Source organism: Pseudonocardia oroxyli (assembly GCF_900102195.1).
Taxonomy (GTDB): domain Bacteria; phylum Actinomycetota; class Actinomycetes; order Mycobacteriales; family Pseudonocardiaceae; genus Pseudonocardia; species Pseudonocardia oroxyli.
Map to the genome: position 1 here is coordinate 97,735 of NZ_FNBE01000017.1, position 14,763 is coordinate 112,497.

11 protein-coding genes are annotated in these 14,763 nt (G+C 71.6%); 4 read left to right on the forward strand and 7 right to left on the reverse strand.

What is annotated here, in order from left to right; translation table 11 throughout:
* Positions 1–893 precede the first annotated feature (893 nt).
* The 5 genes from BLS43_RS23340 to BLS43_RS23360 form a co-directional block, all read right to left on the reverse strand.
* Positions 894–3,044 (reverse strand): AAA family ATPase, encoded by a 2,151-nt coding sequence (locus BLS43_RS23340; protein ID WP_093088769.1) that lies wholly within the window; start codon positions 3,042–3,044, stop codon positions 894–896.
* Positions 3,041–3,379 carry a hypothetical protein gene (locus BLS43_RS23345; protein ID WP_093088772.1) on the reverse strand — a complete coding sequence of 113 codons (339 nt, stop codon included), beginning with the start codon at positions 3,377–3,379 and terminating at the stop codon, positions 3,041–3,043. Before BLS43_RS23345 ends, BLS43_RS23340 begins: the two co-directional genes overlap by 4 nt.
* Positions 3,380–4,528: 1,149 nt before the next feature.
* Positions 4,529–4,735 carry a hypothetical protein gene (locus tag BLS43_RS29590; protein WP_143030183.1) on the reverse strand — a complete coding sequence of 69 codons (207 nt, stop codon included), beginning with the start codon at positions 4,733–4,735 and terminating at the stop codon, positions 4,529–4,531.
* Between the two features lie 208 nt (positions 4,736–4,943).
* Complete coding sequence (locus tag BLS43_RS23355) at positions 4,944–5,852, reverse strand: tyrosine-type recombinase/integrase (RefSeq protein WP_093088777.1); 909 nt, start codon at positions 5,850–5,852, stop codon at positions 4,944–4,946.
* A 94-nt stretch (positions 5,853–5,946) separates the two neighbouring features.
* Positions 5,947–7,326, reverse strand: coding sequence for an RNA polymerase sigma factor (locus BLS43_RS23360; protein ID WP_093088780.1), 1,380 nt, complete (start codon positions 7,324–7,326; stop codon positions 5,947–5,949).
* 320 nt (positions 7,327–7,646) lie between these two features.
* Between BLS43_RS23360 and BLS43_RS23365 the strand changes: the two genes are divergently transcribed.
* Positions 7,647–8,510, forward strand: a complete 864-nt coding sequence (locus tag BLS43_RS23365) for an inositol monophosphatase family protein (RefSeq protein ID WP_093088905.1) — start codon at positions 7,647–7,649, stop codon at positions 8,508–8,510.
* 87 nt (positions 8,511–8,597) lie between these two features.
* Here the strand turns inward: BLS43_RS23365 and cei are convergent, their stop codons facing one another.
* Positions 8,598–9,236, reverse strand: coding sequence for an envelope integrity protein Cei (gene cei / locus BLS43_RS23370; protein WP_093088783.1), 639 nt, complete (start codon positions 9,234–9,236; stop codon positions 8,598–8,600).
* Between the two features lie 272 nt (positions 9,237–9,508).
* On the opposite strand from cei, the gene BLS43_RS23375 reads away from it, so the two are divergent.
* A complete protein-coding gene (locus tag BLS43_RS23375; protein WP_093088785.1) occupies positions 9,509–9,811 on the forward strand; it encodes a DUF4193 domain-containing protein in 303 nt (100 codons plus the stop codon).
* An 84-nt stretch (positions 9,812–9,895) separates the two neighbouring features.
* Here BLS43_RS23375 and BLS43_RS23380 read toward each other — a convergent pair whose 3' ends face one another.
* A complete protein-coding gene (locus BLS43_RS23380) occupies positions 9,896–10,369 on the reverse strand; it encodes a DUF3093 domain-containing protein (protein ID WP_093088788.1) in 474 nt (157 codons plus the stop codon).
* A 62-nt stretch (positions 10,370–10,431) separates the two neighbouring features.
* Here BLS43_RS23380 and dut point away from each other — a divergent pair, with 62 nt between their 5' ends.
* Positions 10,432–10,920: a dUTP diphosphatase gene (gene dut / locus BLS43_RS23385; RefSeq protein WP_093088790.1), complete on the forward strand. Its 489-nt coding sequence runs from the start codon at positions 10,432–10,434 to the stop codon at positions 10,918–10,920.
* Positions 10,917–14,702: a DUF3710 domain-containing protein gene (locus tag BLS43_RS23390; protein WP_093088793.1), complete on the forward strand. Its 3,786-nt coding sequence runs from the start codon at positions 10,917–10,919 to the stop codon at positions 14,700–14,702. The genes dut and BLS43_RS23390 overlap by 4 nt, the downstream gene beginning before the upstream one ends.
* Positions 14,703–14,763: the final 61 nt, after the last annotated feature.

Sequence of the window (14,763 nt, forward strand, 5' to 3'; positions counted from 1 at the left end):
GATTCGCATGGGCGAGTGGAGGGAGAAACGCAGGAGCCGGTTCGTGGTGCCTCGTTTGCTGCGATCCCGTTGCGACCCCGCCCCCCTCCCCACCCCTCCGGAGTCCCGGGGCTTGCCACCCGCGACTCCGCACTCACCGCCGCCACTGGCTGGTGGGGCACCCGCCACGTGCCTCAGGCGACCCGCTCAGCGGCTCTGTGCGGCTCGCAGCCGGGTCGCCCGCCAACGGGGGACGTCGGGCGCCTTCACGGGCGTCTGCGGGGCGCTCAGCCTGCGACGGGCTGCACGCTCCTCGGTGGCCGGTGACCTCCCGTTGCTCGGCCTCGATCGTCGACCCGCGAGACCGCGAGCCCAGCGACGAGAGCGAGCAGGGCAAGGGACACAGCTCCTCGTCGCTGCGAGACACCGAGGCAGCGACGCACAGGGCGAACGTCGCGCTCGGTGTCGTCATCACGCGAGCTGTGCCACGAGACGGGCGCATGGTCGTCGTGCCTCGCGAGGCGGGGCAGCAGGGCAGCAGGGCAGCGCAGGGCAGCAGGTAGCGCGGGCAGCAGGTAGCGCGGGCAGTGCACGGGGCACCGGCCGACACCCTCACGGGTGGGGGTGGATCTTGCTACCTGTACCGGGGACAGGGTCACAGGATGGGGGACACGTGTCGGGGACACCTGCACCCCTTATAGGGGTGCAGCAGTGGTGTCCCTCCGGGACACCGGGCAACTGTCCCCGAGGGACACGTAAAGAGGATCAAGTCTCTGACCAGCGTGGATGTCGGCCGGTGACTGTCCCCCGCGCTGTCCCCCGGGGACACGTTGGGCCGTTCAGCCTAGAGTTTGGGGGACACTTGATCTTGTCCCCGAGTGTCCCCCTCCGTTTATCCAAGATCGTTAAGAGCCTCACTTCTCGATCTTGGACGTGGCCTCGCCGAGTCCCGTGGCGCGCCAGTTTCCGCGACCGTCGCAGCGCTCCGCGAGACCGGCCCCAGCGAGCCGGGTCAGCGCCCGCTTGACCGTCCGGAGGTTCAGCCCCGTGTCCGCCGCGACCTGTGTCGGAGTGGAGCCCAGCCCCGGCGCGAACCCCACGATCGCCGCCAGGACGGCGCGGTCACTCTTCGCGGGGTTGTCCCACTCGACCAGCGTCCCCCGGTCCGGCTGCACCACAACCCCGCTGCCGGTCTCGGATACCGAGTGCCAGGTGAGCACCATCGCGTCATCGGGTGGCCCGTCTTTGCGCTTGGTGCGCCGCAACGTCACCGGTCCGTCGTCGCCCTCCCGCGACGTCGTGTAGACGGTGTCGAATCCCGCCTCAAGCGCCGATGACCCTCGAACCGTCTTCCCGTCCTTCCCTGTGTGGTGGATGAGGGCGATGGCGCCCATATCTCTCGGAGTGGCGCGTTTGAGGTCGTACAGCGCCTCCACGACCATCCCCATGTCCTTCGCTGAGTTCTCGTCCAATCCGACGGAGCACCGGTTAAGCGTGTCGATCACGATGAACTCGAAGCCACCTGTCCGGATGATGGATTCAAGCTGCACGATCTCGTCTCGCTTGCCGAGGTTCACGGGCCGCCGTAGTACGACGAAATGATCATCACTGAGCGGTTGCGCCCGCGACTTCGTCCACGCATTGCGCCGACCCCGCAGACCGAGGACCCCCTCACCCGCTACATACAGCACGCGTGAGCGTCGAGTCTCGCGATCCTGCCAACGCTGCCCCGTGGCAAGCGACAATGCCCAGTCGATCGCGATCATTGACTTAAACGTGCCCTTGTATCCGGCGAGCATGGCGACCGTGCCCCGGTCCAATGTATCCGCGATCAATGGTTCCGGCTCCGGTAGGCCGTCGAGCGCGCTATTCGGTACCAGGAAGTCTGAAAGTGACCACTTCCGAATGGGGGAAGGCGCCGATCCCACCGATGCCATGGCGCTGTGAGCCGCGGGAAGGCTGACGATCTCCTCCCGCCGTGAATCCGCGATAGGGACTCCCGCGGCCCTGAGTTCGGCGGCGACCTGAGTGACCGCGGCAGCCTGATCCCCACCGTGATTCAGAATCGCGTAAGTTCCGAACTTGTCATGACCCTTCTGCTCCTCGATATTCGTCGATGTCGAGAAAATATAGAATCGGTCACCACGTGGACCGCCAGTCAGCGCGGAGTTTCCTACCGTCTTGCCCGGCCGCGTCCACCTCTGCGCCCCATCCTCGGTGACGGCACCCTTTGTCCACCCCTTGGATTCGAGAATTCCCTCCCACGTTTCGTGCTCATTGAAGTAGTCAATCGGTGAGACGCCTACAGCGCTCGGATCGACCGGGAGCCCCCGCGGGTGTCGGCCGGGAGAACTCGACGGCGACTGAGTGGGGGTTTCCTTCGCCGGTAGCTGATCGAGTTCGCGTGCCGTCGCATGTAGACGGTCGCGATCTTCGCCGCTGATAGTCGGAATCGAATCCGGACCACCGACGAGGAACCGCCACGGCTTCCCGGTCGAATGGACGCGACCATGAGACGGCGCGGCGACGAAATAGCCACCCTTGCCGCGAGTCTCGATCAGCGTTCGCTTGGGCTGAAGCGTTCGACCAGCCGCGTGTGCCTCCGCGATGCGCTCCGCTTCATCCGGCGTGATCTCCGAATCGAATGCCGGACGCTCGGCCAGCTTCGTGTTGCCACCAACCGGGTCTCCGGAGACGCGGTACAGGATGTGTACCCCACCCGAGGGCGATTCGACCACGGTCCCGCTGTTTAAACGGTCCCACAGGTCGCCGTGACCGTCCCCGCGTAGCAGGGTTTCGAGCTGCCGGCCGACACCCTCCGCAACTGCGCGCCCCTCGAACTCGAACATTTCGAGATTCCCGCTGACCGCACCGGTGATGATCCCGATACCAGGAGGGTTGTTCGCGAACCACGCCTCAACGGTCACCCGCTGAGGACGCTCAGCCTGGTAGTGTTTCCACTTCCCGTCAGGCTCCTTTGAGCCGTCGTCTTTGACGACAACCACCGAACATCCGGCGTCATGCCACGCGAGAGCCGCAGCTTGCATATTCGAGGCATCAATCATGCCATCACCGGCTCGCTGTCGATATAGCCCGGAATACGGCACAGTTGCTCATGAATGATCCCCAACCGCTGCCCGATCCCCCACAGCGTGCCCACGTCGAGAGGTACCTCTTCGCTGATCCGTGACAACGCCGCACCGCACAACCACATGTGGTCACGCTGCTCGTCCTCGGAGGCGCCAGGCAGTAACAAAGGGACGGCGAGCAGGTAGGCAACCGCTTCCTCCCCGGTTGAGATAGTGCTACTATCCGCTTGCGTGCCCGCCGCGTCCCGGTCGCGCCTCGCCCCCGGCCTGAGCCCATGATCAGGTCGGGGGTCCCCCATGTTGTAGTTCATTTTCAATTGTCCTAGAGATTGTCAAGGTCAACGTAATTCACCCCGTCAGATCGTTCACGTTGATTCGTTCTGTTCTGTTCGTCGTACAGTGCCCGTTGCCGGGCGCTTCGGTGCCGGTCACAGACCGGAATCAGATTCGCATACGATGCTCTCCCTCTGGCGTTCTTCACCACGTACCGGGCGGTATCGCCACACGTGGCACATTTATTGTCTGTGCGCTCCAACACCCATGCGCGCAACTTCACGCGAGACGTTCCCATTGGACAATGGCCCCCGGCTCAGGCTCAGACTTTTCGATCTCGCGTGCTAGCTGACGGCCAGACTTCCCCTCAGCAAGGCTTGACGCGGGCGCGATCGCTGTACGCCTGATTGAATGGCGGCCGATCCTGCGAACTTGAGTTCGCATAGCGCTCCCACGCGCCACGCATATGACGAACATGTGCCTCAGAAGCTCCGCGTGAATGGCCTCCGCTGTCGCCCACCGATTCGCAGCGCCATCGATTCGCTCCGCGAACTCCGGGCGAACCGTCGCGCACTCTGGCGGGCGAAGTTGAATCACGGTTCCGCCGGTGCGGGTCGGCGGGGTCGGCGGGGTCGCCTTACTCCATTTGGCGGATGGACTTGTCCATCCCCCATTCGGCCTAGTACGTTGCACCTGCGCCTCATGCACGCCCGTCGCAGAGCTGATTGCCTTCGTTCCCATCCCCGCCTCGCGCATCGTCGCGATGGCTTCGGGGATGTCGGATCGCGGAATCTGATGATCGCGCACAAAAGCGCAGGTGACGAACTATGCCGCCCGCGCGTATGGGACCTCTACTGTCGCGCAGAGTTCGACGAGATGCGGATTCATGGTTCTGCATTCTCTTTATAGTTGTCAATACACAGGTGTGGTGCGAGTCGGTCAGGCGGACTTGCGTCTGCCCCGTGCGCGGCTGCTCGCCAGCGCGAGTCTGCTCATGTGTGCCTTTCGCGCAGACTCGGCCCGTCGCTGCCGTTCGGCGGGGGAGAGGGTTCCGTCGGGATCGACCTCGCGCTCGAACCGGGCGAGTAGGCCGCGCTGTCCCGCGTCGGCGGTTCGGGTTCTGTCGGTCTCTTTCGACCATCGGGCGTGCGCCGCGATCTGAGCGCGAAGGCGGCGCTGCTCCGGGGTCACGCGGCGGTTCCGCCGGACAGGAGGAACCGCGCCACCCCCTCACGCTGAACGGCGGTCATCTCCGGTGCGAGTCGTTCGACGTGCTCGCACAGCTCGGCGACCGCGAGTTCCTTTCGCAGCACTGGAATGCGTGAGTCGTCCGGGTGGTGTCTGTTCAGGCTGGCAATCTGACCGGCGATGCTGAGTCGCTTTCGGTGAGACATTCGACGTTCCTCATACCGGGACCTCCGACCTCTTCCGGACTGATTTCCGGACCGGGCAACCCGATGGCGGGGACGCTATGCCGCTGAGATTCGGTACCGCAACCTCGGTAAACGGAGGGGGCGCCGCTTATGTCCGGCTGTGACCCGCTACGGCTCGTTGTGACCCGCTGTGGTTCGCGATGGTCGCCTGAGTTGTGAGGCAGCCCACCTAGCCGAAGTCACCGAGCCCCAGCCGTGCGGCCTCTTCGGCAGCCCGCTCGGCGGCGGTGGCGCGGGTGTAGCGGTCGAGCATGTCGCGGCGGGTCCACCCGGCCACCGCCATCAACGCCCCTTCCGAGCCGCCCGCCGAGAGCCACCGCTGAGCGGCCGTGTGGCGCAGGGTGTGCGGGTGGAACCCCTCGATTCCGGCGCGCTCGGCCCGCCCGCGCAGCGCGCGGTACAGCCCGTCGTAGGACAGCCCCTTGCCCCGGTCACCGAGCCAGAGCGGGGGAGTGTCGGCCAGGCGGTGGGCACGTCGAGTTCGCAGGTAGCGGTCCAGAGCTCGACCGGTCTGCGCGCCGAAGGGCACCGGGCGGCCCTTGCCGCCCTTCCCGCGCCGCACCACCGCCCGCCCGGTGCTCAGGTCCACGTCGGCGACCGCGAGCGCCATCACCTCGCCCGCCCGTACGCCGGTCTCGATCATCAGCCGGATGATCGCCTCGTCGCGGCGGTCCCGGAACTCCCGCCCGGCGCAGGCCTTGACCAGCGCGGTGATCTGCTCGTCGGTCAGCCGCTCGGTGACCTTCTGGTCGAGCTTGGGCGGACGCAGGCCGATCAGCTCGTCGCGCTCGATCTCGTCCTCCTCGGCGCACCAGGTGGAGAACCGGCGCACGGCGAGCTGCCGGGATCGAGCGGTGGCCGCCTCCGCGCCGCGGTCGAGCAGGGCGGCGACGAAGCCGTTGACGGTGGGCCGGTCGAGCACTGCGGGGCAGCCCTGCGCCTGACACCAGGCGAGGAACTGGCGCACGCCGGTGGTGTAGTTGTCCACCGTCTCGGCGGACTTGCGCTCGGCGCGCAGGTGCAGCACCCAGGAGTCCAGCAGGGCGCCCAGGTCGGGTAACGGGCGGGAACGCGGCATGACCGATACCTTGACTAGCAGCGGCTTGCTTGACAAGGTGTAGTCGCTGACCGGCGACTTTCCGCAGGTCAGTGGGCGTTCCCGCCCGGGAAGCTCAGTCCAGGTAGTCCCGCAGGACCTGCGAGCGCGACGGGTGGCGCAGCTTGCTCATCGTCTTCGACTCGATCTGCCGGATCCGCTCACGGGTGACCCCGTAGACCTGGCCGATCTCGTCCAGCGTGCGGGGCTGGCCGTCGGTGAGGCCGAACCGCAGCCGCACGACGCCCGCCTCGCGCTCCGACAGGGTGGCCAGCACCGACTGGAGCTGGTCCTGCAGCAGCGTGAAGCTCACCGCGTCGACCGCGACGACCGCCTCGGAGTCCTCGATGAAGTCACCGAGCTGGCTGTCGCCCTCGTCGCCGATGGTCTGGTCCAGCGAGATGGGCTCCCGGGCGTACTGCTGGATCTCCAGCACCTTCTCCGGGGTGATGTCCATCTCCTTGGCCAGCTCCTCCGGGGTGGGCTCACGGCCCAGGTCCTGGAGCAGCTCGCGCTGGATGCGACCCAGCTTGTTGATGACCTCGACCATGTGCACCGGGATGCGGATGGTGCGGGCCTGGTCGGCCATCGCGCGGGTGATGGCCTGCCGGATCCACCACGTGGCGTACGTGGAGAACTTGTAGCCCTTGGTGTAGTCGAACTTCTCGACGGCGCGGATCAGACCGAGGTTGCCCTCCTGGATCAGGTCCAGGAACGCCATGCCGCGGCCGGTGTAGCGCTTGGCCAGGCTCACCACGAGGCGCAGGTTCGCCTCGAGCAGGTGGTTCTTGGCGCGCTCACCGTCCCGGACGATCCAGCGCAGGTCGCGACGCAGCTGCGGAGACAGCTTCTCGTTCGACTCGACGGCCCGGCGCAGGCGCTCGGCGGCGTAGAGACCCGCCTCGATGCGCTTGGCGAGCTCGACCTCCTCCTCCGCGTTGAGCAGCGCGACCTTGCCGATCTGCTTGAGGTACGCGCGGACCGAGTCGGCGGAGGCGGTGAGCTCGGCGTCCTTGCGCGCCTGGCGCAGGGCCTCCGACTCCTCCTCGTCCCAGACGAACTCGTTCGACTTCTGCTGCGACGACCGGGTGGTCGGGGCCCGCCGGTTCGCACCGGTGTTGGTGGGCTCCTCCTCCTCGTCGTCGTCCTCGTCGTCGGAGTCGTCCGCGGAGGCGTCCTCGACGGCGTCCTCCTCGACGTCTTCGATCTCGACCTCTTCGAGGTCGCCGTCGCCCGGGGCGAGGTCACCCTCGTCGAGATCGACGGCGTCGTCGTCGCCCTCGCCCTTCTTCTTCGGTGCGGCTTTCGCCGTCTTGGCACCCGGCTTGGCGGGCGCCTTGGCGCGTCGGGCCGGCCTCGCCTTCGTGGCGGTGCCCGCGCCGCGCCCACGCGCGGGTGCGGTCACCGTGTCGTCCACGGTCGAGTCGGTACGGGTTGCGGAGTCTGCGGCTGCCACCTAGGCCCTCTCGCTGCGTGCGCTTGCGGTAGGTCGGCGTCACGCACCAGGATGCGGCTGCGCAGGACGTCCGACGGCTTCGAGTGGACCTCGCCTCGCCGGTCGCCGTCGTTTCTCGTGGGGTCGGCGCGCGTCCCGGGGGCGGGGTTCCCGAACCATTGTAACGACCTGGGCGGGGGATGCTCGCCGGTCCGGCCTGTTCGCGGCACCCGCATCGGTTCAGAAGGGCTCGGCGGGCGCCTCACTGCGCCGGACGGCGCAGCGCGTGACCCCGCCCACCCCCGGCCCCGACCTGTGCGGTCTGTGGTCGGATGGCCGCCATGGCACCCCGCACGACCGGCGTCCCCGGCGTCGACCCGGCCCGACTGCCCGCCCCGGACGAGATCGCCGAGCTCCGGCGTGTCGCGGAGCGCGTGTCCGGCGAGGCGGCCGCCCACCTGCGCACCCTGCCCGCCCCGCGCGAGACCGGTGCGGTGAGCACGAAGAGCACGCCCACCGACGTCGTGACGGAGTCGGACCGGGCGATCGAGACGCTCGTCCGCGCCCGGCTCGCGGAGCTGCGCCCGGGCGAGGCGGTGTTCGGCGAGGAGGCCGCGGGGGACGCCGCCGCGGCGCGCTGGGTCGTCGACCCCGTCGACGGCACCGTGAACTACCTGTACGGCCTGCCCTGGTACGCCGTGTCGGTCGCCGCCGTGGTCGACGGGGTGTCGGTGGCGGGGGCGGTCGTCGAGCCGGTGAGCGGGCGGGTGTGGAGCGCGGGCGCCGGACTGGGGGCGACGTGCGACGGCGCCCCGCTGGCCGTGACGGGCGAGACGGAACTCTCGCTCGCGCTGGTCGGGACCGGGTTCGCCTACTCGGCGCAGCGGCGGGCCCGGCAGGCCGCGATGGTCGCCACGCTGCTGCCTCGGATCCGGGACCTGCGGCGCAACGGGTCCGCCGCCCTGGAGCTGTGCGGGGTCGCGGCCGGGCGGGCGGACGCCTTCGTCGAGCACGGGCTGGGCTGGTGGGACTGGGCCGCCGCCGCGCTGATCGCCGCGGAGGCCGGGGCGCGGGTGGTCGCGGTGTCGGGGCGGGCGGGCGCGGCGGCGGACCGGCTGGGCTCGGAGATCACCGTGATCGCCACCCCGGGCGTGGCCGACGCGCTGGTCGAGGTGCTGCACGAGGCGGGCGCGGTCGACGTGTGAGCGAGCGCGCCGTCGGCCGGGATGGGGCGTGGCCGAGCGAACGGCGCGTCGGCTCCCACCTGGTGAGCGAGCGCGCCGTTCGTGGGGTCAGCAGCGGGCGGACTCGCGGGCGTCGGCGAGGACCTGCGGGTCCAGCCGCGGCCCGGTGGCCTGCGCACCCTCGCCGTTCTCGCCCGATCCCGGCGCGCCGAGCTGTTCGAGGGCGTCCTGGACGTTGCGGCCCGGGTCGACCTGGGTGAAGGCCGTGCCGATCGCGACGTCGACGGTGTCGTCCCCGCGCTCGTCGCGCACCAGCTCCAGGCACGGCAGCACCAGCTGCAGCGTGCCCGCCGCGGCCTCGCCGGGCTGTCCGAACCGCAGCTGGCCGTGGCACTCGAGGTTCCCGTCGGGGTACAGCGAGTCGTTGTCCGGGCTGGCGGCCTCGCCGAAGCCGAGGTCGGCGAGCTGGGCGGCGACGAGGTTGGCCTGCCCGCGCTGGCCGCCCGCGTTGAGCACCGTCGTCCGCACCGACGCGGGCGGGACGGGGGCGACGGAGTCCAGCGCACCGGCGTCGAGCACCGTGCCTGCCGAGCCGGACGCCGGCGCGGGGCACGCGGCCAGCCCGGAGTCCGCCGCCGAACGGACCAGCACGGTGGTCCAGGTGCCCGCGGCGACGAGTGCGAGGACCGCCACGGTGACCACCATCGGGAGCATCCGTCGCCGCTGGTACGGACGCAGACCCGCCATCACACCGCCCCCTGAGCCGACACGGCGACGACCCTAACCCGCCGGCGCCGTCGGTCGGTGCAGGACACCGGGACGGGCGTCACCCCGGGGTAGGGGCGCAGGCGAACAGGCGTTCATCTATCCTCTGCGCGCCGACGGGGGGCGGTCGGTGAACGTGGGCCGGATGAGTGAGACCGGCGTCACTCGGCTTGCGGGCACAAACCCTGACGGCCCGGACGTTGTGCAGCGGCACGACCTCTGGCGACGAGATGCAGTGAACGAGGGTGGGATAGATGGCGACCGACTACGACGCGCCGCGGCGCAACGAAACCGACGACATGGCGGAAGACTCGCTCGACGAGCTCAAGGCCCGTCGGAACGAGGCTCAGTCCTCCGCGGTCGACGTCGACGAGTCGGACACGGCGGAGAGCTTCGAGCTCCCGGGAGCGGACCTCTCGGGCGAGGAGCTCACGGTGAAGGTCCTGCCGAAGCAGGCGGACGAGTTCACCTGCGGCAGCTGCTTCCTGGTGCACCACCGGAGCAGGCTGGCCGAGACCAGGGGGAACCTGTTCATCTGCCGGGACTGCGCCGCTTAGTGCCGCTGGTCTCCGACTCGTCCGAGGCGAGAAGGGCGCCCCGCCGGGGCGCCCTTTCTGCTGTCCGGAGCCGGCTCCGCGGCGCTATCGGCCGAGCGCGCGGGTGAGCTCCTCGGGGCGCCGGGTGGACACGACCCAGTAGGGGAACGGTCCGTCCGTGGTCTCGATGCGCAGGATCGTGGGCACCCAGCTGCGGTGCAGCACGTACGCGGCCGGGTCGAGCTGCGGGCCGAGTGCCTCCTGCTTCTGCTTGCGGCCGACGGTCTGGACGCGCCCGACGTGCTCCAGCGCGATCCGCTCGTCCCCGGCCACGAGCTGCCCGTCCTCGACCTTCACCCGCACGCTGCCCAGGCGCCAGACGGCGAGCAGGGCGAGCGGGATCAGCACCGCGTAGCCGATCCAGGAGCGCACGCCCGGGTATCCCATGTGGATCTCGGCCCCGAGCAGGGCGGCGACGCCGGCGGCGAAGACGAACCACCAGAGGGGGGTCGTCAACCGCTCGTCGAACCCAGGAGGGCCGGACGTCGCAGGACCGGCGGTCGACGGATGCTCGCTCACGAGTCCCCACTGTAACGTCGCCCGTTGTGCCCGGCCCGATCGATGCTCCCCCGCACGAGCCGATGGTCACGCCGCCCTCCCGACCCAGGCTGGACGTGCTGTTGACCCGCCTCGACCCCGACGTACCGCTGCCCGCCTACGCCCGCCCGGGCGATGCGGGAGCGGACCTCGTCACGACCTCCGACGTCCTGCTCGGCCCCGGCGAGCGCGCGCTCGTCGGCACCGGCGTGGCGATCGCGCTGCCGGACGGCTACGTCGGGCTGGTGCACCCCCGTTCGGGGCTCGCCCACCGGACGGGCCTCTCGATCGTCAACACCCCGGGCACCATCGACGCGGGCTACCGCGGGGAGATCAAGGTCAGCGTGATCAATCACGATCCGCGTGAGCAGGTTCTTCTCCGGAAGGGTGACCGAATAGCCCAGTTGGTCGTTCAACAGGTGGAGTACGCACGCTTCGTCGAAGTGGCCGAGCTCCCTGCGTCCGAACGGGGTAGCGGGGGGCACGGCTCGACCGGCGGGCACGACCAGCTGGCGGGAGGTGACGAACGATGAGCGTCCGTTACGGCGAGGAGCTCGAGCTCGACGTCGACTCCGAGTACGACGACGAGGAGTACGACGCCGAGTACGACGGGCCCGACCACGGCCCGTTCGACGTCGCCATGCTCGACCCGGAGATGACCGACGCCCTGGCCCGGATGGACTTCGGCGCCGTGCAGGTGCCGATCCCGCCCCGGGGTGAGATCGCGGTCGAACCGACGAACGAGGGGCGGCTGCAGGCCGTCCACGTCACGATGCCCGGCGGGCGGCTGTCGCTGTCCGCGCTGGCGGCACCGCGCACGACGGGCCTGTGGAAGGACCTCTGCGCGGAGATCGAGGCCTCCCTCAAGGAGGCGGGTGCGGACGTCCGCACCACCACGGGCGTCTGGGGCCGCGAGCTCTACGCCACGACCAAGCAGGCCAGCTCCGTCTTCGTCGGCATCGACGGCGAGCGGTGGATGGTCTACGGCGTGGCGTCGGGGCCGTCGGCGGAACAGCCGCGGCTCGACGCCGAGCTGCGCCGGATGCTGCGCGGGACGATCGTCGTGCGGGGCAAGTCCCCGTACCCGCCGCGCACCGTGCTTCCGCTGACCCTGCCCTCCGCGCTGGTGGACGCGGATGCGGCGGCCGCCGAGGCCGCCGCGCCGCCGAAGGCCACGCTGACCCTGCGCACCCGGGTGCCGGCGAAGGCCGACGAGGGCGCTGAGACTGCTGGGACCGCTGGGACCGCTGGGGCCGCTGGGGCCGCTGGGGCCGAGGAGACCCGGGCCGTTCCGGCTGCGGGCAGCGCCGCCGCACAGACGCGTGTGGTGGCGGCCGCGTCCGCCGGTGGCGGCGCCGCCGCGCACGGTGCGCGGCCCGGCGCCGAGGGCCGTTCCGGTCGGTTTGCCACCGGTCAGGGTGCTGTCGGTCAGGGCGCGCCGGGTCAGATCACGCCGGGTCAGATCACGCCGGGTCAGATCACGCCGGGTCAGGCTGCCACCGGTCAGGGTGCGGCCGTGCCGGGTGGGCCCGGTCGGTTCGCGCCCGGTGTGGGAGCGCCTGTCCAGGGTGGACCTGCTCAGCACGGGCCTGTTCAGAGTGGGCCCGGTCAGAGTGGGCCCGGTCAGGTGGGGCCTGCTCAGGGCGGCCCCGGTCACGGTGGGCCGGGTCAGCTCGGTCCGGGTCAGGGCGTGGGCGACCACGGTGCCCCCGGTCGGTTCGGACCTGCGGCCGGAGCGTCGTTCGGTCCGGGGCAGACGGCGCAGGGTGGCGCGGCGCAGGCCGCTGCCGGGCCCGTCGGCGGCCAGGCGCCCGGTGGTCCGGGCGGCCCCGGTGTCGGCGGCCACGCGACCGCGGGCGGCTGGGGCGCGGGCGCTCCGGGGCCCGACGACGGCCGCGGACACCCCGACCCGGCGGAGACCCGCGCGATGCCGGTTCTCGGCGACCCCCGCCGGGCGGCCGCGGATCGACCGCAGCCGGGCGAGCAGGCCGAGACGGCGCTGTTCCCGCAGGTCGAGGACCGCAGCGGCTGGTCCGCGACGGGTGCCCGCCCGCAGGCAGGCGACCCGTCCGCGCCGAACCCGACCTCCGGCAGCCACCCGGCGCCGCAGGGGCCGTACAGCCCCCGCGGCCCGGTCTCGGGTGCGCATCCGGTGCCGTCGCCGCACCAGGGGGCGGCGGGATCCGCCTACGACCCGAACCAGGGGCTCGGCCAGGCGGTCGACGGCCGGCCCGCGAACGGTCACGCGGCCGAGGGTTACGCGGCCGACCGGTATGCGGCAGGCGGTCACGGGGCCGACGGCTCCGCGGCCACCGGTCACGCGGCCGGCGCCTACTCGGCCAACGGGTACGCGGCCGGTCACGCGGCAGACGGTTACGCCGCCAACGGCTACTCGGCCAACGGGTACGCGGCAGGCGGTCACTCGGCCGGTCGCGCGGCTGACGGCTACTCGGCCAACGGTCACGCGGCAGGCGGCTACACGGACAACGGGTACGCAGCCGACGGGCAGGCGGCCAACGGGTACGCGGTCGACGGGTATGCGGCCGACGGGTACGCGGTCGACGGGTATGCGGCCAACGGGTACGCGGTCGGTGGCCACTCGGTCGACCGCCCTCTCGACGGTCGCTCGCCCGCCGACCCGACGGGCACCGGCTCACACGGGCACCGCGGGCACGACGCCCCGGTCAACGGCTACGGCTCCCACGGCTCCCACGGCTCCCACGGCTACGCGGCCAGCCCGACCCAGGGGGCGCTGCCGTCTGGCGAGCAGCCCACGGACCCGGGCCGGGCTCCCGAGCCCGCAGGCGGGCCCGGTGCGGCCGCGTACGGCGGCCGCGGCGACTCCGGCGGCCACCCGATCCCCGGCAGGCCCCCGTACGGCGACCCGGCCACCCGGGCTGCGAACGGCTCGCCCGTGCCCGGACCGGACGGGATCGGCTCCGCCCCCGGCCAGGCGCCGAACGGGTCGGCCCGCGGTCGGGAGCAGAACGGCGCCCCGCACGGCGGGACCGCGAACGGCTTCGGCGCCTACGGGGCGACTCCGTACGGCGCGGCGTCGTACGGCGCGGCGTCGAGCAGCGGCCTGCACGGGGCCCAGAACGGGGCCCAGAACGGTGCGGTCGCGAACGGCGTCGGCGCCCACGGGCCGGCCCCGGACGGCATGGCGCCGAACGGTGTGGCGCCGAACGGCAGCCTGAACGGGGCCCCGCACGGCGGGACCGCGAACGGCGTCGGCGCCGTCTACGGGCCGGCCTCGAACGGCGTGGCGTCGAACGGCGACCAGAACGGCGACCAGAACGGCGCCGCGCACGGCGGGGTCGCGAACGGCTTCGCCGGCTACGGCTCGACGCCGAACGGTGTGGCGCCGAACGGTGTGGCGCCGAACGGTGTGGCGCCGAACGGGACCGGCCACTCCGTCGACGACGGGTGGGAGGCGTGGGGTGCGGCGCAGCCTGCGCACTCCGCGGAGCAGAACGGGACGACCGCGAGCGGGCGGTCCTGGACCTACGACCCGGCGTCGGGGTGGACGCCGGCCGAGGCTCCCGCCTCGGCCGACCCGTGGGCGGGTGCCGACCCGTGGGCCTCCGGGCCGGGGCTCGACGCCCCACAGCCCGGGTACGAGGCGGTGGACCGCGAGGCCGGGCGACGCCCGGACACCAGCGGCTACTCCGCCTACGCGGGCTACACCGGCGAGCCCTGGGCCGCCGCCCCGCAGACCCCGCAGGCCCCGCAGACCGCACCGGGCGCCCGCGCCGCGCACACCCGAACCCCGAGCGACCAGGCCCCGAACGGCCGGGTCGCGCACGACCGGATCCCGCAGCCGCCCGCCGAGCCCAGCCGGTTCGACGCCCTCCTCGCCGCCAGCGAGGAACGCGCCCGCCGCGAGGAGCAGGCCCGGGCGGAGCAGGCCCGCCTCGATCGGCAGCGCGAGTACGAGGCGTGGCTCGCCGAAGCGCGCGCCGAGGAGGCCGCCCGCGCCGAGCAGGAGCGCGGGCAGGCCCGGGAGGCGGCACGCCGTCAGGCCCGGCAGGAGCGGGTCGAGCGCTCCGGACCGGGCGCCGCCCCGTCCGGCCGCACCGGGAACGACGACCCGGCGGCCGCCCCGCTGACCCGTCGCGAGCGCCGCGAGCAGGAACGCGCGGCGGCGGAGCGGGCGGAGCAGGCCGCACGGCAGGGCGCGGAGCCGGAGTCGGACCAGGACTCCCGCCACGCCGGCGGCCCCGGCACCCGGCCCGCGCTGGCGTTCCTCGGCGTCGACCCGATGACCCTCTTCGCCCCGGCCGAGCAGGGCAGGCATCGCAGGCCCGGGGAATGAACCCGTTGCGAGTAGCGTCACGTCCGCCCGGCGCAACGCCGGGCGGTCGGACGTCGCTCCG

Coding starts and splice junctions, on each gene's coding strand:
- BLS43_RS23340 (WP_093088769.1), bottom strand. CDS start 3,044: ATGATTGATGCCTCGAATATGCAAGCTGCGGCTCTCGCGTGGCATGAC.
- BLS43_RS23345 (WP_093088772.1), bottom strand. CDS start 3,379: ATGAACTACAACATGGGGGACCCCCGACCTGATCATGGGCTCAGGCCG.
- BLS43_RS29590 (WP_143030183.1), bottom strand. CDS start 4,735: ATGTCTCACCGAAAGCGACTCAGCATCGCCGGTCAGATTGCCAGCCTG.
- BLS43_RS23355 (WP_093088777.1), bottom strand. CDS start 5,852: ATGCCGCGTTCCCGCCCGTTACCCGACCTGGGCGCCCTGCTGGACTCC.
- BLS43_RS23365 (WP_093088905.1), top strand. CDS start 7,647: ATGGCACCCCGCACGACCGGCGTCCCCGGCGTCGACCCGGCCCGACTG.
- cei (WP_093088783.1), bottom strand. CDS start 9,236: ATGGCGGGTCTGCGTCCGTACCAGCGGCGACGGATGCTCCCGATGGTG.
- BLS43_RS23375 (WP_093088785.1), top strand. CDS start 9,509: ATGGCGACCGACTACGACGCGCCGCGGCGCAACGAAACCGACGACATG.
- dut (WP_093088790.1), top strand. CDS start 10,432: ATGGTCACGCCGCCCTCCCGACCCAGGCTGGACGTGCTGTTGACCCGC.
- BLS43_RS23390 (WP_093088793.1), top strand. CDS start 10,917: ATGAGCGTCCGTTACGGCGAGGAGCTCGAGCTCGACGTCGACTCCGAG.